Source organism: Ideonella sp. A 288 (assembly GCF_002198735.1).
Classification (GTDB): domain Bacteria; phylum Pseudomonadota; class Gammaproteobacteria; order Burkholderiales; family Burkholderiaceae_C; genus Pseudaquabacterium.
On record NZ_MWLO01000126.1, the window covers coordinates 67,421 to 87,137 of the forward strand.

Sequence of the window (19,717 nt, forward strand, 5' to 3'; positions counted from 1 at the left end):
CCTCCATGAACAACGTGCTCGGTCCGCTTGCCGCCTTTGCCGCGGTGCTGGTGCTGATCCCGGTGGCGCTGTGGCTGCTCAAGCGCACGCCGCTGGGGGCGTCGGCCGCCGGCGCCGGCCACCTGCGCGTGGTGGCCGCGCTGCCGCTGGCACCCAACCAGCGCCTGCTCACCGTCGAGGTGGGCCAGGGCGACGAGCGCCGCTGGCTGGTCATCGGCGTGACGCCGGGCGGCATGCGCACGCTGCACACGATGGCGCCGCAGGCCGATGCGCCCGCCGCCGAGCCGGCCACAGGACCGTCGTTCGCGCAGTCGTTCGCGCAGGTGCTGGGACGTCCCCCGCGCCCGCCCGAGGATCCCCATGGCCGCTGACCTGGGACGTTTTTTTTCGCCAGGCCGGCAGGCCTGGGCGCGTGGCCTGGCCTTGTCGGTGTTGTCGGCATCGCCGGCGCTGGCTTTAGCCCAGCAGGCCGGCCCGGCGCTGCCGCTGGTCATCGGCCAGGGCGCGGGTGGTGCCAGCTACTCGGTGCCGATCCAGACGCTGCTGTTCTTCACCGCGCTGTCCTTCCTGCCGGCGGTGCTGCTGATGATGACGGGCTTCACCCGCATCGTCATCGTGCTGTCGCTGCTGCGCCAGGCACTGGGCACGCAGGCGGCACCGCCCAACCAGGTGATCGTCGGGCTGTCGCTGTTCCTCACCTTCTTCGTCATGTCGCCCACCATCGACCGCGTCTACGCCCAGGCCTGGGTGCCGTACGCGGCCCAGCAGATCGACGTGGCCGAGGCGCTGACGCGGGCCGAAGTGCCGATGCGCGAGTTCATGCTCAAGCAGACGCGCCAGGGCGACATGGCGCTGTTCGCCAAGCTGGCCAAGGTGGACCCGGCCGTCAAGAGCGAGGACATGCCCTTCAAGGTGCTGGTGCCGGCCTTCGTCACCAGCGAGCTGAAGAGCGCGTTCCAGATCGGCTTCCTGATCTTCATCCCCTTCCTGGTCATCGACATGGTGGTGGCCAGCGTGCTGATGAGCCTGGGCATGATGATGCTCAGCCCCGTGCTGGTGGCCCTGCCCTTCAAGCTGATGTTGTTCGTGCTGGCCGACGGCTGGAACCTGCTGATCGGCTCGCTGGCCGCCTCTTTTGCCACTTAGCGACGGAACACGCCCATGGACTCGCAACAGGTCTTCGACATCGGCCAGCAGGGCCTGATGATGCTGCTGATGATCGCCGCGCCGGTGCTGCTCACCGTGCTGGTGGTGGGCCTGGTGATCAGCATCTTCCAGGCGGCCACGCAGATCAACGAGGCCACGCTGAGTTTCGTGCCCAAGGTGGTGGCCGCGGTGGCCGTGCTGGCCATCGCCGGGCCCTGGATGCTGACGATGCTGGTGGATTACCTGCGCCAGACGCTGCAGTCCATCCCCACCGTCGTCGGCTGAGAGGCCGAGCCCGCCGAGCCCCACGTGATCACCGTCACCGAAGCCCAGTTGATGGGCTGGCTGGGCCCGCTGATCTGGCCCTTCATCCGCGCCCTGGCGCTGCTGACCAGCCTGCCGGTGTTCAGCCAGCGCGCGGTGCCGATGCGGGTGAAGGTGAGCCTGGCCTTCTTCATCTCGCTGGCCGCGCAGGCCTCGTTGCCGCCGATGCCCGAGGTGGCGCTGGATTCGGCCGCCGCGGTGGCGATGGTGCTGCAGCAGGTGCTGATCGGCGTGGCGCTGGGCTTCTCGGTGCGGCTGGTGTTTGCGGCGGTGGAACTGGCCGGCGAGCTGATCGGCCTGCAGATGGGCCTGAACTTCGCCGGCTTCTTCGACCCCGCCACGGCGTCGATGGGCACCGCCAGCGGCAAGTTCTTCGGCACCATGGTGGCCTTCCTGTTCGTCATCATCAACGGCCACCTGGCCATCCTGATGGTGCTGGCGCGCAGCTTCGAGGCCTTCCCGGTGGGCCCCGAGCCCTTCGCCTTCCTGTGGCGCACGCAGCCGCAGACCTGGGGTGCCGAGATCTTCTCTCTGGGCCTGTGGATCGCGCTGCCCTTGGTGGGCATGCTGCTGTTCGTCAACCTGGTGCTGGGCGTCATCGCCCGCGTCGCCCCGCAGATCAATGTCTTCGCCGTCGGCTTCCCGGTGACCCTGGGCGTGGGCCTGATCGGCATGCTGCTCACCCTGCCGCTGATGCAACAGCCCTTCACGATGGCGCTGGAGGGAATGATGGCGCGGTTCCAGTGACGGCACGCCACGGCCGGCGGCGCCGGATGCGACGCACGGCGGCCGCGCACTGCGCCACGGGCCGTCTTGCGGCCGCACCTGCCGGCGGGTAGAGTGCCGCTGCGGCCGGTGCGTGGCCGCACACCTCGCTCGGGAGACCCCATGGTGATGACCGTCGACGCCTGGAAGACGCTCAGCTCGCGCCCGTTCATCCGCAGTGAAGGTGTCAAGCGCATCGACCGGGCGCTGCGGGCCTGGTGGCTTCACGGCGCCTGGGGTCATCGCACCGAACTGCTCGCACTGAAATCGGCCATCGACGACTGGGTCAAGTCCAAGGGACTGCGCCCCGACGGCACGATCAAGAGCGAGCGCGGGCCGGCCGTGGCGCAGTTGCTGGGTGAGGTGGAGCACGACCTGCGCCGCCGCGACATGGTGGTGGCGCTGTGGTCGTTCAACAACTGGGCGGGCGTCAATCTGGGCATGGACGCGCGCATCAAGGCCTGCCGCGACGCCATCGACGTGCTGTGGCAGCGCGTGGCCAATGCCGGCATCGACCCGTCGCAAAGCGTCAAGGGCATCTTCGCGGCGCCGGAGTATTTCTGCGCGGCCCCGGGCGCCGGCCGCATCGTCGGCGGCCATCGCGTGCGTCGCACCGTCACCGCCAATGAGAAGGCGGCGTTCGTGCAGACCTTCCGCGGCATCAGCAAGGCCGCACCCGGCGTGCTGATCGTGCCCGGCAGCGTGGCCTGGGCCGAGCCCGCGAACCCGTCCGAGTACGCTCAGTGGCAGCAGTTGAAGCGGCAGATCGCCGAGGTGGAAGACCCGTCGAACTACAACGCGCCCAAGGCGCGGGTGATGGACGGGCAGACGGCAAGCTTCGGCGCGATGCAGCACCAGGTGCCCGACTGGGACGCGAAGAAGAAGCTGGCACTGGCACCCGGCCCGAAGCTGGTGATGCACAACACCGCGGTCGCGTTGCTCGACGGCGACGTGCGTTACGAGTATCACAAGCACTCCGACTACTTCGAGGCCGTCAACGAAGACCTCGGCCCGCAGCGCATGGTGTTCCTGCCCGGCGCCGGCCCCGGCATCAAGACCATCGGCGGCCTGACCTTCGGTTTCGAGATCTGCCTGGACCACAACATCGGCTTCCTGTCGGACCGCGCCAAAGGCCCCCAGATCGGCCTGTCGGACCGCCGCGCCGCGCCGACCCTCGGTCGCGAGTTCCACATCGTCGTCTCGGACTCGGTGGGCAACGCCCCGGCGCACATGGCCCTGGCGCCCGGCGGCTTCTTCGTCCACGCCTCGACCAATCCCACCATGACGGGCGTGTGGCACCGTGTGCCGGGTGGGGCCGTAGAGCCCGTGCCCGCCGAGCAGCCGGTTGAAACCTTCCTGGGTGCCCCGCTGCGCCTGTTCCGCATCAGCCAGTACGCACCGGAGGTGAAGAGCCCCGCGCGCAAGTACGTGCCGGAGGCCTGGCGCTGAGGCGGCAGACGTCTTCAACACCCTGGGCGTCGGCCGACCATTCCGAGAGTTCCCGTTGACCAGGGTGGTGGCTGGGTCCAGTATCGCGGTCTTGGCCGCCCCAGCTGCATGGCATTGGACGCAGTTGTCGTCATTGGCCTTGCTGGCCGCCTGTGGCGGTGGCAGTGGTGACGAGACGCTGGATTCGGCACTCAACGAGTGTCAGCCACGACAGCTCATGTCGCTGGAAGTGGGCTCCAGCTACCAGGTGCGAATGACCCAGGAAGGATTCCCTGACGCCACTGTCACGATCGAATCGATCGTTGCGCCGGCTGTGCCGTTCGCCGGCAAGCCACTCACCCGACAGATCGTCTCTTGGACCAGCGTCTTCCCAGGCGGCTCGAGGTCACTCATCGATCGACAAGTGTCGACATCGTACGTGGAGCGCGCTGAACGCGGCTTGGTCCGCGAACTGGGGCGCGACCACGAGCAATCGGGCGACTTCGGATCCGGTCGATCCGTGCGAACCGTCTTCGACCCTGCGATCGTGGACGCCAGCTTCACGCTCGCACGGGGTCAGTCCTTGACGCGGACAACACGCGGTCTGGTGACAACCACAGGGTCCACTGCCACCCCCAGCCCTTTCGAGCAGGTCGATACGGTCCGCTTCGAGGACCGGGTGAGCTTGACCATCAACGGAAAGACCTACGACACCTGCCGGTTCGCGGTCGCGCAAGAGGGTGAAGTGTCGAGCCGGTCATGGCACCACGTAGGGACGGGCATACCGATCCGCATCGAAAACTACGGGGCGCCTCCCAGATCGCTGGAGATGCGCCTGCTCGTCGTGAACGGCGAGGAGATCTAGCGTGCTGCGCAGTTCAGGTCTGTACTGATTGCCAAGCTTCCTGGGCTCCTGGGGCACCGGCCTTCGGATCCCAACGTGACCGGCAGCAAACGACCCGTCGGCGACATACGTCGCCCTGATCTCGCTGCCCTGAAGCTGCCGGTCTAGCACCCTCGCAATCACGCACAGGAGGCCCCGCTGCGGAGGGCACACGTCGGCGGACAGCCCTCGGGGCGATTGAGACGCGATGCACGGCTTGAGACCGTGCGGGATCACCCCTTTGGGAGCCCATCGTGCACGCCACCGGCCGGCAGTCCCTTGCGGGGCGGACGGCGCCGGGCGGCGCCCGCTCCACTACGAACGCCACCGCCCCGAGCAAACCGCGCTGTACCGCCTGGTGCAGCAGCACGCGGCCAGCTTCATCGCGCACCCCGAGGTCAGCACCGACGCCGAGCTGCCTCGATTCGTCAAGGACGAGTTCGACGCCTTCCTTGAGTGCAGCATCCTGGCGCACGCCTTCCTCAGGCTGCACTGCGGCGAGTGCGGCCACGACAAGCTGCTGGCCTTCAGCTGCAAGCGCCGCGGGTTCTGCCCTTCGTGGGGAGCGCGGCGCATGTCGCAGACGGCGGCCCACCTGGTCGATCACGTCATCCCCCACGTGCCAGTGCGCCAGTGGGTGCTGTCGCTGCCGATCCCACTGCGCGTGCTACTGGCCGCGCAGCCGGAGCTCGTCACGCCGGTGCTGCAGGTGGTGCAGCGTGTGATCACGCGCCAGCTGCTGGACTAAGCCGGGCTCCGCGCCGACGAAGGCCAGGGCGGCGCCGTCACGCTGATCCAGCGCGTCGGGTCGGCCGCCAACCTCAACGTCCACCTGCACTGACTGGTGCTGGATGGGGTGTACCGCTGCGGTGCCGATGGCGCTCCCACCTTCATCGAGGCGGCTGCGCCCACCGACGACGAACTGCACGCGCTGCTTCAGACGGCCATCACCCGGTTGATGGAGATGCTCACGCGCCGGGGCGTGCTGGTTGAGGAGATGGGGCAGATCTGGCTGGCCGAGCCGGATGCCGACGGCGAGGAGGCGCGCACGCTGCGGACGCTGCAGGCGGCGGCCGTTACTCATCGCATCGCCTTCGGCCCGCGCGCCGGGCAGAAGGTGCTGACGCTGCGAGGAGCGATGCCGCGCGAGGACTGGGCGCAGCAGCCGCTGTGCGCCGACATCGACGGATTCAGCCTGCATGCCGCGGAGCGGGTCGAAGCACACGACCGCAAGCGGCTGGAGCAGTTGTGCCGCTACATCACGCGGCCGACTCTTTCCGACCAACGCGTGCAGCTCAACGCCGCCGGCCAGGTGGAGCTCAAACTCAAGACGCCGTGGCGCGACGGAACGACCCACCTGGTCATAAGCCCGCTGGAGTTCATGCAGCGGTTGGCGGCACTGGTGCCGCGGCCGCGGCTGCACCTCATCAGGTTCCACGGGGTGATGGCGCCGAACGCGAAGCTGAGGCCGCTGGTGGTGCCGCAGGGACCGGAGATGCGAGACCAGGCCACCGAAGCCGCAGTTGCCGCCGAGTGTGAACTCGAGCCGGTCCAGGCCATGCCGCACCGCATCAGTTGGGCGCGGCTGCTCAAGCGCGTTTTCGACATCGACCTGGACACCCGCCCGAACTGCGGCGGCGGGGAACTGAAGATCATCGCGACCATCCTCGAGCGGCCGGTGATCGAGAAGATCCTCACCCACCGGGGGCTGGACCCGCAGCCACCGCCTCGGGGGCGGGCGCGCGAGGTGGTGCAGGACTGAAGCCGGATGTGCCGCGCCAGCCGTCAGAAGAACCTCGCATGAGGCTGCCCTGCCAGCGGCAGCCAGGGTGGCACTGCGCCGCTTGTCGGCTCGATGTCGACGGACCCAAGGTCAACCCTGATATCGCGGCCGCACGAGGACACCGTGAAACGTCGGGCGCCTGCCGAATCGGGCAACGGCAACGGCCTGGGCGCAAGTTCCGCCGGTTCCAAGCCCTCTGGACCAGCACTGGTTGGCTGGCCAGGAGGCCCGAGGCCGTTTGAAAATCCTATGCGCCGAGAGCTACGCCCGCATGGTCCAGACCTTCCAGCCGCAGCCGCTGCCCGCCGCGGTGACGCACTAGCTGGCCGCGGAGCGGGCCGTGGTGGATGGCGGCCACCGCCTCGCACTCAGCCCGGCCGAACGATGAACGCCTCCGGCCACCCGGCGCTGGTGCTGGTGCTGGTGGGCTGGGCGGCGTACGCGTCCGCCGCAGCGGGCGCGGCAACACCGTTGCCGCTGACGCGCTGGGTTCTTCCGGCTATTGCGGCGGTGCTGCTCGGCCGGGCCTTCGGCTTCGCCTGGATCAAGCCGATGTTTCCTGGCAATTCAGAGCGGTTCTGGCGGGTTTCTTCGGCCCTGTGCCTCGCGTTGGGCGCGCTCTACGCCTGGGGCTCGGTGGCCATCTGGGAGCGCCTGGGGCCCACGTGAGGACGACATGAGAACCGCGGCAATCTGGCTTGAGGGAATGCACCTCGCGAGCCACGGCCTGGCCCGCTAGATGATGCGAAACGCGTGATCGATCTCGGTACCGTTCACGTTCAGGTACACATCGATGACAACGTCGACAGCGGGCAAGGTGACCGGAACCGAGACGATGGTCGTCGACTGCCCGCCATCGAGTGACGGGAAGGTGGCGTCGACCACATCGATCAGGCCACCGCCGTTCTGGTAGCTCATGGAGAACACCACCTGGAAGTCATCGGACGGCGCGTTGCCGTCGTTGCTCACACCGATGTGCAATTCAATCGGTGTGTTGCGCGGGAAACCCGGCGAGCTCGATGAGATCGGGGGATCCAGATGCAGGTCGGCCACCTGCGGCGCCGGTGCCTTGACCGTGCGGAAGGCAAACCAGTTCGCAAACCCCGACGAAGCCGTGCTGTTGATCGACTCGACCTTCCAAAGGTAGTTGGTCTCATGCTCGAGCACCACCGGGCAGGCGAGCTGGGTGCTGTTGCTCGTAGCATCGATCAGGTTGCCCCCGCCGTTGTCACGCCGGGCGACCAGGTGATAGGAGGTGGCGGCGTTCTCCAGTCCGGCGCTGGGGTCTTGCCACTTGAACAGCGGCTGGACTGCCACGCCGGTGGCGTTGTCCACTGGATCAATGAGCACCGGACGCGCGGGCCTCGCCTTCTTGACCTTGATGGACTTCGATGGCTCGCCCGTCTTGCCGCACAGCGTCAGCGTGGCAAACACGCTCTCGCCCGTCTTCAACGCCTTGGTGAACGCCACCGTGCTGAGCGCGAGGTTGCCCAGCGCGATGGTCGACCCGCGCCACTGGTTGTTGACGAAGAGGTCGATGAGTGCACCGGCATGCGCGCAATTCAGGTTCACGTACTTGCTGCCGGCTTCGACAGGTTCGATGACCTCCGGCGGTGGCGGCGCGCTGGCACTGACCACCGCAAACGGGCCGAACTTCTGCCAGCCACCACCACAGCCCTGAACATTGACGCTGATTTCCTCACCCGCCACGAGGCTCGGGCTGACGGGAATGAGTCTCTCGAATCCGACGAGGTTGTGGTACGCGCTGATCTGTTGCCCGGCCTTGTTGCTGATGAACACCAGGTAGTTGCCCGAACTGCCAAAGACCTTCACGAAGACATGCCCGGCACAGGCGAAGAGATCACTGACCTTCACGTCCTGGGGCGCTGTCGTCCCCGTGCTCACCGTCCTCTTGCCATCGGGGCCGTCCTTCTTGCACAGCCTCATGTGAGCCGTGAGCTTGCCGCCGGCGGGCAGCGGCGTCACGTTGAAGGTGAAGCTGTTGTTCGCTGCGTCGGTCTGCCCGATCTCCGTGCCGTCAAGGGCGATCACAACCCGAGCACCGGGGATGAGCTGGCTCAGCGTGAGGTAGGTGGTGCCGGGGCAGGGCACGCCGACAAACTGCGGCGCCCACAGCGCCGCAACACCCTGTACCGTGAGCGAAGCCTTGGACGAAGCCGCTTCGAGCGCGGGGCTCTCCTTCTTGCACTTGAAGCCCTGGCGGACCTCGATGACGTCGTTCTTCTTCAGCTCTGCGATGGCGCGCCACTCGCGACTCCCGGCAAAGGTCCAGGTCTTCTCGAGTACGCCGTTGCGGTAGAACTCGACAAATGCCCCGTCGAGCACCTTGCTCACCGTGAGGGTTGTCTGGCACTCGATTAGCGGTCCCTCGATCACCGGTGTCGGCAGGGGCGACGGTTGCGCAACCGCCTTGGGTGTGGTTTGTGACTGCGTGCTGTTGTTGCAGCTGGTCTGCTTCAAGCTCATGCCAGCGCCGACCTGCAGTGTGGGGTCGTAAGTGAAGGCGGCGACGCCGCTCACCACCTCGGCCGAACCCACAACCTGGTTACCGATCTTGCCTTGCAGCACCGCCCCCGGTGCACCGCCAGTGGCCCAGAGCCTGCGTGCGCATCCATACAGCTTGCTCTGCAAGGTGACCGCCGACATCTGAACCGGCGCGTCTTGTACCGTGATGGGCAGGCTGTCGCCGCTCGTATCGCTGCCCATGGATTGGCGGGCTGTCACGACATCGTTGGCGTTGAGCGTCGCGCCGATCGCATAGACGCCGTCGGCTGCCTTGCTGACATGCGTGGCAGCCTTGACGCCATTGACCACGACGATGACGTTGGCGCCGGCAATGTTGCCGCGAATCTGGACCTTGGTGCTGCAGCGGCTGAGCGGGCCCACGGCCTCGGGGGCAAGGAGTTTCATCTCGGGTCTCCACAGGGTTGGTCTCGAGCCTGCGGATTGCAGGAGCGGACGATGCTGTGTGAACACGCGTGTGCGAGCAAGCACACCAAGGCCACGAGTTAGGGATGGCGGTTACATCGCGGATCGGTAGTGTCCGCGCGCAGGGCGCAGCGCGGGGCTGGCGAGGCTTGGCCCATCGCGTGTCCTGCAGACGTTAAAGCCGGTCGCCGCGTTGCAGGTCGACGGTCGGTGGAGGCCCGTGCGCGGACGCGCCGGCAACGGCAGCGCCCTTCAGCCCGGCGGGAGGCCCGCCGTCATTCGTACGGCACGCCCGTCGGCCCGGTGACGTAGACGTTGAGTGCGTACTCGGCGGACCCGGCGAAGAAGTCGGCGAACCAGGGAATGCTCAGGGTGAAGTCGGAGGCGTCGACAGGCTCGGGATCCTGGCCGAACGGACGGCCGTCGGCACCCTCCTGCAGCACCCATTCAACGTGGTGGTAGGTCCAACCGTTCTTCAACTGGACGCGGTAGACGTCCGTGTCGTCCTCGGACTGGAACGCCGTGAGGTGCACGCCACTGACCGTCGAGCGGGTGCCGGTCACCACGTTTATGTAGTTGGCCTCATCGGAGAGCCTGACGGTGGAGATGGCCGGTGAGTCCGAGCGCAGTCGCACCACGTCGCGCCGCGCCCTTAACGAGACGCGGTACGGCGCGCTCTTCTTGCCGTCGGCCCTGACGATGACCAGGCACGCATGCGGATCGTCGGGCACGCCCACGACCTCGGGAATGATGCCCGCCGCGAACCGGCACGCGGCTGTACATCGGCGTCGGCTCGGCGACCAACATCGCCGAGCTCGGCATGGACACCGAGAAGGGCCGCGCCGCCATCCAAGAGCTGGACCTGCGCAGCGGGCGGTGCCGCCTGGCTGGAACAGCTGTGCCGCACCATCACGCGGCCTGCGCTGTCTGACGAACGGGTGCAGCTCAATGCCACCGGGCAGGTGGAGCTCAAGCTCAAGACACCGTGGCGGGACGGAACTACCCACTTGGTCATGAGCCCGCTGGAGTTCATTCAGCGGCTGGCGGCGCTGGTTCCGCGGCCGCGGCTGCACCTCATCAGGTTCCACGGCGTGCTGGCACCGAACGCCAAGCCGACAGCAGCCAGGTGGGCGAGCGCCCGCATTGCAGCGTCAGCGGCCAGTGACGGCACCCGGGCGAACTCACGCTGACTGCCACCAAGCGGTCGCTGGGCCTGGCGGCCTCAGGCGGCCTGAAGGTCAGCTATACGAAGTACAGCGGCCGTAGGTCTCGCGCGAGGCCCTCAGCGCCGCGCCGCTGACTGCTTCGCTTCGGCTTGAACTTGCGGTACCGACCCTCAGCCGCCATTCAAAGTTGCCCGAAGCTGCCCGACAGTCAAGCGTCGGCTCAACGCGCTTCGCGCCCGTGAAGCAGCCGTTCGTGGCCACCAGAACCCGGCCAGTGGACTAAACCTCTTGAGACAGGCTGCTTCGTGACAGGCAGACGGTCAATGTTGTCGTTCATCACCACGATGTGATTGACACCGACGACATGCTGCGGCTGGCGTGCGAGAAACACTCGCCGATCAGTGTCGGTGCGTTCGGCGTCAACAAGCAGACCGGCATCGTCAACGCAGGACCGGTGACGAATACGCTGCGGCTCGGCCTAGCGTCAAGGCCCCTCACGCCGCAACGACCTGATTGCGGCCCTGGCGCTTGGCTCTGTAGACGCGCTCGTCGGCCAGCGCCAGCAGTGCGGCTGGCGACGGCGCCTCGCTCCGGTCGGCCAGACCGATGCTCACCGTGACCTGCAAGCCCGGGTGCAGCGCAGCCCAGTTCTCGCGCGCCACGGCGGCCCGCAAACGTTCGCTGGCGGCTGCTGCCGACGCCAGGCCGATGCCGTTGTAGATGACGGTGAACTCTTCGCCGCCGAAACGCGCCGGCAGATCGTTGCCGCGGCATTGCGCGCGCAGGACCGAGCCCAGCTTGCGCAGCACGTGGTCGCCGACCGAGTGGCCAAACTCGTCGTTGACGCGCTTGAAGTGGTCGACGTCGATCATCGCCAGGCAGACCGGCTCGTCGGCCGTGTCCTGGCTGAAGGCGCTCAGCGCCTCGTCGAATTGGCGGCGGTTGGCCAGGCCGGTCAGCGGGTCGAGCAGCGATTGGTTGCGAAAGCCCTCAGCCCGCTCGTGCATTTGCCGAGCCTGCTCTCGCGCCAGGGCCGCTTCGGCATGCGCCCGCTCGGTCTCCAGGCGGATGGCCAGCATCTTCGAGCGCGTCTCGGCGCGTTCGGTCGCCATGCGTTCACGCAGCGCCAGCAGCCGCTTGTAGACCCGCACCGTCATCGCCAGGTCGCCGCGCTGCTCGAAGAACTCGGCGGCGTAGTCGTAGATCTGGCCCAGGCTGGGGTAGGCCGACGCGGCCTCGGCTTCGTCGATGGCTTGGCGCAGTACGCGATCGGCTTCGTCGCCTCGCTGCCGCGCCACCAGCATGCGCGCGCGGCTGACGGCCACGCAAGCCGCGACCCCGATGTTGCCGTGGTCACGGGCCAGGGCTTCGGCCCGGTCGACCGCGCGCTCGGTCGCGTCGTGGTCGCCCAGATGCGACAGCGCTGCGGCCAGGTTGCTGCTGCCCGGAACCATGGCGCTGATGGCATTGACCTTCTCGAGTTCGGGCCACAAGGCTTCGTAGGTCTGTACACAGGTGCGCAGCGCCTCCAGGGCGCCTGGCGTGTCGCCCGCGCGCAAGCGGCGCAGGCCGATGTCCAGCCAGCGCCCGGCGCCGTTGGATTGCGCCAGCGCCGCCCGGTCAGCCAGTCCCGCGGCCTGGGCCCTGGTTGCGGCACGCTGGTGCCAGTCGATGGACTGCTCGGGCTGCCCCACGTCGGCATAGATGATGCCGGCCATGTTCAGGAAGAAGAACGCCAACTTGGCGTCGCTGCTGCTTTCGGCCACCGCGCGGGCGGCCTCCAGTTCGGCCAGGGCGTGGTCGTTGTCGCCGCCCATCCAGGCCGCGCGGGTCGAAGCCAGCCGGGCATGCGCGAGCACGCGCGGGTCTGCGCTGCGCTGTGCCAGACTGAGACTGCGTACCGCGTGGCGCAATGCCGGCTCGGGCTCGCAGCGGCGGTTGTAGATGGCGTTGCCAGCGACCTCGGCCATCGCCGCCACGGCCGGGCAGTCCTGCTGGATGCTTTCGCTTGTCAGCTCAGCCACCAGCTGCAACGCGGCATCGTGCTGGCGCGCATCGACGAGCGACTCCAGCTCGGACAGGCGCAGCCAAGCTTGCTCGACAGGGCTCAAGGCAAACATGCTGGCAGTGTATGGCCCGCGTCGCGCTCAGTGACCCGAGTCGCGGGGTAAACCGGGTGCCACTCCAGGCCTTGGACGGGCCTGGCGCCATGGGGTGCCTCGCCAAGAGCGCGTATTGTTCGAGACGCCTCTCACCTGCGCGGAAAGATCCACAGGCGCTGACCTTTCCTTGCGCAAACACCGTGCGCCGGGCGACACTGGTCACCGCGAACTGCGCGCTCGATTTGGCGACGGTGAGCTGCACGTTCTGCTCAATTCGACGCCAACGGTGTCGATATTCAGGGATGCCGAACTCCGCCGAACCGCCCAGCCCTGCATTGCCCTTGCTCGATCAGGTCCAAGAGTTGGTCGATGCCGGCCGCGTGGACGACGCGGCTCGGCGGGCGGCACACGGCCTGCGGGCAGCGCAGGGCGGGGGCGACGCCCATGCGCAGTGCGACGCGCTGCTGGCCTCGTCGCTGGTCGCCGTCGAACTGCGCGACTTCGCCACTGCGGCCTTGCGGGCTCACGAAACGGAAGTCCTGGCGCGAGAGCAAGGCCTGACGGACGTGACGCCCTGGGCGGTGCTTGCGGCGGTACGCGTGGACCGCAACATCGGCGAATACGGACAAGCACTGGAACGTCTGGAGTTACTGGGCGAGGTGGTGGATAGCGGCGCCGAAGACCGGTTGGCCTTCGAGTACACCAATGCGCTGTCCAACGTGCACTTGGATATGCGGCGGGTGGAGACCGGCCGTGCGCACGCCGAACACGCGCTGCGGCTCGCGCAGCGCCAGCGGGAGAGCAAGCTGATCGCGCTGGCGCAGGGCAACCTTTCGGGACACTTGGCCGACCTGGGCGAACAGCGAATGGATGCCGGTGACACCGTGGCCGGGCAGGACGCTCTGGACGCGGCCGTGCGGCTGGCCTACCAGGCCATCGAGACGGCCGAGCGGGCAGGCTTGCCGGGCCTCAACCTGAGCTATCTCAGCAACCTGGGCGGCATGCTGGTGCTGCTCGGCCGAGACGACGAAGCCCTGTCGGTCTACGCGCGCCACCGAACGCTGGTCGAATCGACGGGGCAAATGGACACGCTGGCGCACGCCCAGTACTACCAGGCCAGGCTGCAGCAGCGGGCAGGCCGCATCGACGAGGCCCTGCGGCTGGTCGACGAGGCTCTTGGATGTTCGGCGACCAGCCGATTTACGACAGTGGAGCCTTACCTTCACCAGCTTGCATCTTCACTGCACGAGTCGGTCGGCCGCTTCGAGCCTGCGCTGTCGCACTTCAAGCAGTATCACCACGCGCTTGCCAAGTCGAATTCTGCGGCGGCAGAACAACGATCGCAGGTGCTGGCCGTGCGGCTGCAGACGCAGCGCGCCCTGCGGCAGGCCAGCGTCGAACGCGAGCGCTCGGACGCCTTGCGGCAACACAACGGCGAACTGCAGCGTCGTGCGGAAGACTTGGCGCGAGAAGCGATGGAAGACGCCCTGACCGGACTGCCCAACCGCCGTGCGCTGGACCTGCGGTTGCAGCAGATGCTGGAAGCCGCTTCGGTGGCCAACCCGTGCTGCGTGGCGCTGCTGGATATCGATCACTTCAAGCGGGTCAACGACCACTTCTCCCATGCTGTGGGCGATCAGGTGCTGCAGGCCCTGGCCGGGGTGCTGAACGGAGCGCTGCGCGAAGGCCGGGACTTCGTGGGCAGGCTCGGCGGCGAGGAGTTCGTTCTCGCGCTGTCGCATACCTGCCTGGATAAGGCCGTGCGCACGTGCGAGCGGCTGCGCAAGGCCGCGATGGCCCATCCCTGGGCCAACATCGCACCGGGTCTGGCCGTAACGGTAAGCCTGGGCGTGGTCGAACTGCAGCCGCAGGCCGGCGTGGCGGATGCGCTGGCACGCGCCGACGCGCTGCTCTACCGCGCCAAAGACCTTGGCCGCAACCGGGTGTGTTCGGGGCTCGCTGATTCGGCTTGAGCGACGGGCGCCTTTGACCCGGTTCCGTCCAGCATCAGCACACGCAGCAAGGCAGCCCGCCGGTTGGCCCACGAGGGCTGCCCCGAAGCGCAGCAGATGCGCTCGATGATGCGGTCCACGCCCTGCTCTCGCAGCGCCTGCAGCGAGTGCACGCCGGCTTCCTCCAGCCTGCGCACCACGCCCGGCCCGATGCCGGCACCGAGCTCGAGCAGCCGCCATTCGTGCGGTGGAAAGTGCATGGCCGGCATCGGATCAGCTGGCGCGGCGCGTGGCAAGGGCCGGCAGCCCGAAGGCCAGCGCGGCCAGCTGCGCGATCACCGGGCCGCCGATGATCCCGGGCGCCATGCGGTTCATGATGTAAGCGAGCGTGACGCGACGCTCGGCGTCGTTGATGACCATGGAGCCGCCCCAGCCGCCCCAGAAGCACACGCGGCCAGTGGGCACGTAGGGCACGACCTCGGGTGCCGGCAGCGCCCAGCCCAGCCCCATGGCCAGCGGCACGCCCAGCACGAGGTCGATGCCTTGGTGCTGCGGCTCGAACACGCGCGCCACCGTCTGGGGCCGCAGCAACTGCACGCCGCCGCTGCGGCCGCCGTTGGCGATCACGGACTGGATCTGCGCCACCGAGCGGGCGTTGCCGTGGCCGCCCGCCGCGCCAATGCCAGCCCGGCGCCAGGCCACAGTGTTGGCGGCGGCGGCGTCGGGCAGCGGACCGGTGAAGGTCTTGAACATCACGCTGGCCGGGTCGAGCGTGCCGAAGTCGAAGGGCAGCGGCGGCGGCACCATCACCGGGCTGACCCGCCGGAAGTCGGCATCCGCCAGGCCGATGTGGAAGTCGGCCTTCAGCGGTGCTGCGATCTCCTGCGCGAAGAAGCGGCCCAGCGTCTGGCCGGTGCAGCGGCGCACCAGCTCGCCGATCAGGTGGCCGTAGTTCAGCGCGTGGTAGCCGGTGGCGCTGCCCGGCGGCCACCAGGGGGCCTGCGCGGCCAGCCGCGCCGCGGCGGCTTCCTGGTCGTACAAGTGGTCCAGCACGATCGGTGCGTCCCAGCCCGAGACGCCCGACGCGTGGCTCATCATCTGCGCCAGCGTCACGCCGCCCTTGCCCGCGGCCGCGAACTCCCGCCACCAGTGCGCCACCGGCAAGGAGGGGTCGAGCACGCCACGGTCGATCAGCAGCAGCGCGGCCAGCGAAGTCATGGTCTTGGTCGTGGACCAGACGTTGACCAGCGTGTCGGCGGCCCAGGGGCAGGTCTGGGCCTCGTCGCACCAGCCGCCCCAGAGGTCCAGCACGGGCTCGCCCTCGACGTACACCGCCAGCGAGGCGCCCAGGTCCTGGTCTGGGCCCTGCGCCAGGCACTTGGCAAAGAGGTCTTGCAGCGGCTCGAAGCCGGGGTCGCAGCGCCCCTGCACTGGCGCCGCGGCGCCCGTGTCAAGCGGCGCGCTCACAGGTCGACACTCACGCCCAGACCCACGTGCCGCGGCGGCGTGTAGCCGACCTGGCGGGCCGATCCCAGCACCGGCGAGGAGATGTTCATGCTCGCCAGCGCCGCCTTGTCGCCCAAGTTGCGCACGTAGCCGTAGACCTTCCAGCCACCGCCGGTGGGGCGCAGCGACGCCGAGAGGTTCAGCAACCCGTAGGCCGACTGCATCGCGTCGGGGGTGTTGAATTCGGTGAAGTAGAACTTGTCGCGCCAGGTGTAGTCGGTGCGCAGTGCCAGCGTGTAGCGGCCCACCGGCTGGCTCCACTCCGCGCTCAGCGAAGCCTGCGCACGCGACACCTGCGCCAGCTGCTTGCCCGACACGTTGACGCGCACGCCCGGCGCGTTGCGCAGGTCCACGTTCTCGAAGTCGGTGTAGGTCGGGTCCAGAAGGCCCAGGTTCAGGCCCAGGGTCAGCTCGCGCACCGGCCGCAACGCCAGCTCGACCTCGGCGCCGTTGATCTTCGCGGCCGAGGCGTTGGTCAGGATGGCCGAGGCCAGGCCCACCTGCGAGACCTGCATGTCCTTGTAGCGGCTGCTGAAGACCGCGCCGCTGAACGCGCCACGCTGTCCGAGGAAGGCGGTCTTGAAGCCCAGCTCCAGGCTCGTCACTGTCTCCGGCCGCACCGGGTCGCCCTGCAATCCACCGACGTTGATCGCACCTGACTTGAAGCCGCGCGAGGCGCGGGTGTAGAGCAGCGTCTCCTTGGCCAGTTGGTACTCCAGGCCAACACTGCCGGGCGTACTGGACCAGCGGCCTTCAGGGCGTGCGGCACCGTTCAGGCCGAAGGCGGCTACGGTCTGGTACTCATCGGCCGACTTCGTGTCGCGGCTCGTGCGCAGGCCGGCCAGCAGGGCCAGTTGCTTTGACAGCCGCCAGCGCACATCACCGTATATAGCGGTGGAGCGCGTGCGCACATCTCCGCCGAGGAGGAATTCCGCGCCGCCGGGCAGTGGCACGGTGACAGGCTGGCCGGGCACGAGGAAGCCCAGCGGGATCTGCGTCTGCACGCGGATGTCCTGGCGCTGGTCGAACTGCAGCCAGGTGGCGCCCACCAGCCACTGCACGGTGCCTTCCCCGGAACCCAGGTGCACGTCGATGCTCTTGTCGGTGCTGCGGGTGTTGAAGCGGGTACTGGCGGTCAGCGCCTCGGTGGTGTCGCCGTCCCAGAACATCTCGGCCTTGCTGCGCCGGGTGCCGGCGACGACGCTCAGCGTGTTCTCGCCCAGCGGCAGGTCGTACAGCAGCTGCAGGCCGTCGACGTCGACGCGGTTGCTGGAGCCCTGGCTCTTCACCGTGCGCGGGTCGGTGCTGGGCGTGGCACCATACAGCAGCTGCGAGATCATCACCGGGTCCACCAGCAGCTTGTTGGCGGGGCCGTCGTCCTTCTGGCGGTAGACGTTGCCGATGAGCCGCAGGCTGCCGCCGGCGCCCAGGGCGGCGCCCAATTGCAGGCGCACCGCACGCGAGCCCAGGTCGTCCAGCGCCTTGGCGCCCACCGTGTCGGGGCCACCGGGCAGCACCGGGCCTGAGGCGCGCCCGGCCTCGATGTTGCGTGTGAAGCCGTCCAGGTTCTTGATCTGGTAGGACAGCCGGGCGGTCAGGCCGCTGCCGCCCAGCGGGCCGGACAGGAAGCCCTCGCTCTCGAGCCGGCCATAGTTGCCCACCAACGCGCCGAACTGCGCCTTGAACTGGGCAGTGGGTGCGGCCGAGACCAGGTTGACCGCCCCGCCGGTGGCATTGCGCCCGTACAGCGCACCTTGCGGCCCGCGCAGCACTTCCATGCGCTGCAGGTCAAACAAGGCAATGTTCGTGCTGGTGGTGTCAGAGAGGTAGCTGCCGTCGGCGTACATGGCCACGCCGGGGTCACCGCCCGCAGTAAAGAAGACGTTGCCGATGCCGCGGACGAAGACCTGCGAAGCGCCGGCATAGCCGGTAGTGAAGCTCATGTTCGGCACCAGCGACACGGCATCGGCCAGGCCGGTCACGCCTTGTTCGGCAAGGCGTTGGCCATTCAGTGCCGTGACGGCAGCGGGAGTGGTGTCCAGCGTGGACAGGCGCTTTTCCGCAGTGATCTCCACGCGCGTGATGGTGTCGGCGGCTGCAGTGGCCTGGGCCCAGACCCCGCCGCTGCAAGCCATCGAGCAGATGGCGAGCGTCACGCGCGAAGGCGCGAAGGTGCTGTTCTTCATGACTGTCTCCTGATGCGGCAATGCATCGTTGCCTAGGGACAGTTTTGGGGCACGAGGTGCCAGCGTCTATCGCGTCATGGAACCCTTCAGTCGAATAGTGGAAGCCTCAGGGCAAACCACGAGGCCGCGCGCAGGGGGGCATCCGCCGGACTTCAGCGGCGCTTGAAGGTGAAGGAAGGATGCACCCCGAAGCGCCGCCGATAGGCGGCGGCAAAGCTGCCCATGTGTCCGAACCCCCACCGCATGGCCACCTCGGTGACACTGCGGGCGTCGGCTTGCTGCAACTCCAGGTGGACGCGGTCGAGACGCAGCCGGTTCATGTACCGCATGGGAGACACGCCGACATGACGCTCGAAGCTTCGGGTCAGTGCCCGCACGCTGACACCGGCCACGCGCGCCAGTTCCGATAGGGTCGGCTGGTCGGCCAGATGCGCGTGCATGTACTCGCGAGCCCGGCGCGCACTGTGCGGTAGGGCTTCGCCATCGGCCAAGCTGGTGCTCCAGCTGTTAGGCCAGGCCACCAGCAATTCGAAGAGCACACACTCTTTCAGCGACCGCTCCAGCCGCTCGGCTCCTGCGCCATAACTGGGTAGTTCGGCCAGTGCGCGCACCACGCGGCACAACGCGCGGCCCGCGGCGTGGCCGCTGGGCACGGCGTCGGCAAAGCGAAAGTCGGCCATGCGCTCGCCACCGGCCAGATCTGCGCACGCCTGCCGCATGTCGGCATCACTCACGCGCAGGTTCAGCAACTGCATGTCAGCTGACATTTCCAGTTCATGAAGGCGGTCGGGCGCCAACACCGAAGACTCACCCGGGCCGAACACGCGACCACCTGCAATACGCGCCACTCGGCCAGATTCCAGGAACGAGAAGACCCAGCCGGGATGTGACTGGGTCATGCTGGCGAAGGCGGGGGCGCCATAGCTCAGCCGCGCGACATGAAGCCCAGCCAGTTGGAAGCCCTGCATGCGCATGTCGAGTGCTGTGCTGTCGCGCAGGCTCAGCGCGTGCTCGCCGTACAGCTGCGCCATGAACTGCTCGGCCCTGGCTGGCACCTTGGTCTGAATGAGATCGACAAACCGGGAGGAGGGTGAAGTCGGCACCGAGGCGTCGGTCATGGGGGGCGTATGGCGGTGCGAATTCATGGCACTGTCACCTCCAGGTAAGTCGGCTCACCGCGTGCGCTGCCTGGGAGTCGCATGTCCTGCTTGCAGAGGTCTGGGTTTGGCGACGGCAGTCGATACGAGGCCGTCCGTCGCGGCCGCCGACCAGTTCTTCGACCACCGAGCAGTGCGACCCGCAAGCCCAGTCCAAGTTGCTTCGGGCGAAGATCGAACGGTCATCATGCCGCGATGATGCCCGCACATTCGGGCGGGCTCCGGCCGTGGATTCCGAGCGCGCTCGGACCGAGGGATTGGGGTGCTGTCACACCGACCCGAAACGTCCGTCCGCTCGTGTCCCAGGAGGTGGTGTAAGTCCTTGAGTGCGCGGCAAGCCGCGGAGGGTGGAGCCCGTAGGGCGTAACCC

17 protein-coding genes are annotated in these 19,717 nt (G+C 68.0%); 11 read left to right on the top strand and 6 right to left on the bottom strand.

The genetic code is table 11. The features are described from left to right. Positions 1 to 5: 5 nt before the first annotated feature. The 9 genes from fliO to EOINJALH_RS16170 all read left to right on the top strand — a co-directional run bounded on the left by fliO (position 6) and on the right by EOINJALH_RS16170 (position 6,998). Positions 6 to 371, top strand: coding sequence for a flagellar biosynthetic protein FliO (gene fliO, locus EOINJALH_RS16130; RefSeq protein ID WP_088281841.1), 366 nt, complete (start codon positions 6 to 8; stop codon positions 369 to 371). After that, positions 361 to 1,146 carry a flagellar type III secretion system pore protein FliP gene (gene fliP, locus EOINJALH_RS16135; protein ID WP_088281843.1) on the top strand — a complete coding sequence of 262 codons (786 nt, stop codon included), beginning with the start codon at positions 361 to 363 and terminating at the stop codon, positions 1,144 to 1,146. The genes fliO and fliP overlap by 11 nt, the downstream gene beginning before the upstream one ends. Positions 1,147 to 1,161: 15 nt before the next feature. Beyond that, the gene (gene fliQ / locus EOINJALH_RS16140; RefSeq protein WP_088281845.1) at positions 1,162 to 1,431 is read left to right on the top strand and encodes a flagellar biosynthesis protein FliQ; all 270 of its coding nucleotides are present in this window, start codon (positions 1,162 to 1,164) and stop codon (positions 1,429 to 1,431) included. A gap of 24 nt (positions 1,432 to 1,455) precedes the next feature. Then, a complete protein-coding gene (fliR, locus tag EOINJALH_RS16145; protein WP_088281846.1) occupies positions 1,456 to 2,217 on the top strand; it encodes a flagellar biosynthetic protein FliR in 762 nt (253 codons plus the stop codon). A 141-nt stretch (positions 2,218 to 2,358) separates the two neighbouring features. Next, positions 2,359 to 3,684, top strand: coding sequence for a hypothetical protein (locus tag EOINJALH_RS16150; protein WP_088281848.1), 1,326 nt, complete (start codon positions 2,359 to 2,361; stop codon positions 3,682 to 3,684). A 55-nt stretch (positions 3,685 to 3,739) separates the two neighbouring features. Beyond that, positions 3,740 to 4,528, top strand: a complete 789-nt coding sequence (locus tag EOINJALH_RS16155; RefSeq protein WP_144290048.1) for a hypothetical protein — start codon at positions 3,740 to 3,742, stop codon at positions 4,526 to 4,528. 376 nt (positions 4,529 to 4,904) lie between these two features. Continuing rightward, a complete protein-coding gene (locus EOINJALH_RS16160; protein WP_158219788.1) occupies positions 4,905 to 5,294 on the top strand; it encodes a transposase zinc-binding domain-containing protein in 390 nt (129 codons plus the stop codon). Positions 5,295 to 5,504: 210 nt separating this feature from the next. Further along, complete coding sequence (locus tag EOINJALH_RS16165; RefSeq protein ID WP_404872768.1) at positions 5,505 to 6,308, top strand: transposase; 804 nt, start codon at positions 5,505 to 5,507, stop codon at positions 6,306 to 6,308. A 405-nt stretch (positions 6,309 to 6,713) separates the two neighbouring features. Continuing rightward, positions 6,714 to 6,998, top strand: coding sequence for a hypothetical protein (locus tag EOINJALH_RS16170; protein ID WP_088281856.1), 285 nt, complete (start codon positions 6,714 to 6,716; stop codon positions 6,996 to 6,998). Positions 6,999 to 7,064: 66 nt separating this feature from the next. Here the strand turns inward: EOINJALH_RS16170 and EOINJALH_RS16175 are convergent, their stop codons facing one another. Together EOINJALH_RS16175 and EOINJALH_RS16180 are read right to left on the bottom strand one after the other, a co-directional pair. Beyond that, on the bottom strand, positions 7,065 to 9,260 hold the full coding sequence (locus EOINJALH_RS16175) for a hypothetical protein (protein WP_088281858.1): 2,196 nt from the start codon (positions 9,258 to 9,260) through the stop codon (positions 7,065 to 7,067). 293 nt (positions 9,261 to 9,553) lie between these two features. Continuing rightward, complete coding sequence (locus EOINJALH_RS16180) at positions 9,554 to 10,009, bottom strand: hypothetical protein (RefSeq protein WP_088281860.1); 456 nt, start codon at positions 10,007 to 10,009, stop codon at positions 9,554 to 9,556. Between EOINJALH_RS16180 and EOINJALH_RS33500 the strand changes: the two genes are divergently transcribed. Beyond that, a complete protein-coding gene (locus EOINJALH_RS33500; protein ID WP_088281862.1) occupies positions 9,992 to 10,468 on the top strand; it encodes a transposase in 477 nt (158 codons plus the stop codon). The two genes, EOINJALH_RS16180 and EOINJALH_RS33500, sit on opposite strands and share 18 nt — an antisense overlap. A 470-nt stretch (positions 10,469 to 10,938) precedes the next feature. Here the strand turns inward: EOINJALH_RS33500 and EOINJALH_RS16190 are convergent, their stop codons facing one another. Further along, the gene (locus tag EOINJALH_RS16190; RefSeq protein WP_234413881.1) at positions 10,939 to 12,555 is read right to left on the bottom strand and encodes a diguanylate cyclase; all 1,617 of its coding nucleotides are present in this window, start codon (positions 12,553 to 12,555) and stop codon (positions 10,939 to 10,941) included. 293 nt (positions 12,556 to 12,848) lie between these two features. Here EOINJALH_RS16190 and EOINJALH_RS16195 point away from each other — a divergent pair, with 293 nt between their 5' ends. Next, positions 12,849 to 14,519, top strand: a complete 1,671-nt coding sequence (locus EOINJALH_RS16195; RefSeq protein ID WP_158219790.1) for a diguanylate cyclase — start codon at positions 12,849 to 12,851, stop codon at positions 14,517 to 14,519. Between the two features lie 252 nt (positions 14,520 to 14,771). On the opposite strand, the gene EOINJALH_RS16205 is transcribed toward EOINJALH_RS16195, so the two are convergent. The 3 genes from EOINJALH_RS16205 to EOINJALH_RS16215 all read right to left on the bottom strand — a co-directional run bounded on the left by EOINJALH_RS16205 (position 14,772) and on the right by EOINJALH_RS16215 (position 19,308). After that, positions 14,772 to 15,965, bottom strand: a complete 1,194-nt coding sequence (locus EOINJALH_RS16205; protein ID WP_199873390.1) for a serine hydrolase domain-containing protein — start codon at positions 15,963 to 15,965, stop codon at positions 14,772 to 14,774. Then, complete coding sequence (locus tag EOINJALH_RS16210) at positions 15,962 to 18,190, bottom strand: TonB-dependent receptor (protein WP_088281868.1); 2,229 nt, start codon at positions 18,188 to 18,190, stop codon at positions 15,962 to 15,964. The genes EOINJALH_RS16205 and EOINJALH_RS16210 overlap by 4 nt, the downstream gene beginning before the upstream one ends. A 152-nt stretch (positions 18,191 to 18,342) precedes the next feature. After that, positions 18,343 to 19,308 carry an AraC family transcriptional regulator gene (locus tag EOINJALH_RS16215; protein WP_158219791.1) on the bottom strand — a complete coding sequence of 322 codons (966 nt, stop codon included), beginning with the start codon at positions 19,306 to 19,308 and terminating at the stop codon, positions 18,343 to 18,345. Positions 19,309 to 19,717 lie beyond the last annotated feature (409 nt).

Coding starts and splice junctions, on each gene's coding strand:
- fliO (WP_088281841.1), top strand. CDS start 6: ATGAACAACGTGCTCGGTCCGCTTGCCGCCTTTGCCGCGGTGCTGGTG.
- fliP (WP_088281843.1), top strand. CDS start 361: ATGGCCGCTGACCTGGGACGTTTTTTTTCGCCAGGCCGGCAGGCCTGG.
- fliQ (WP_088281845.1), top strand. CDS start 1,162: ATGGACTCGCAACAGGTCTTCGACATCGGCCAGCAGGGCCTGATGATG.
- EOINJALH_RS16150 (WP_088281848.1), top strand. CDS start 2,359: ATGGTGATGACCGTCGACGCCTGGAAGACGCTCAGCTCGCGCCCGTTC.
- EOINJALH_RS16165 (WP_404872768.1), top strand. CDS start 5,505: ATGGAGATGCTCACGCGCCGGGGCGTGCTGGTTGAGGAGATGGGGCAG.
- EOINJALH_RS16170 (WP_088281856.1), top strand. CDS start 6,714: ATGAACGCCTCCGGCCACCCGGCGCTGGTGCTGGTGCTGGTGGGCTGG.
- EOINJALH_RS16175 (WP_088281858.1), bottom strand. CDS start 9,260: ATGAAACTCCTTGCCCCCGAGGCCGTGGGCCCGCTCAGCCGCTGCAGC.
- EOINJALH_RS33500 (WP_088281862.1), top strand. CDS start 9,992: ATGCGGATCGTCGGGCACGCCCACGACCTCGGGAATGATGCCCGCCGC.
- EOINJALH_RS16195 (WP_158219790.1), top strand. CDS start 12,849: ATGCCGAACTCCGCCGAACCGCCCAGCCCTGCATTGCCCTTGCTCGAT.
- EOINJALH_RS16210 (WP_088281868.1), bottom strand. CDS start 18,190: ATGAAGAACAGCACCTTCGCGCCTTCGCGCGTGACGCTCGCCATCTGC.
- EOINJALH_RS16215 (WP_158219791.1), bottom strand. CDS start 19,308: ATGACCGACGCCTCGGTGCCGACTTCACCCTCCTCCCGGTTTGTCGAT.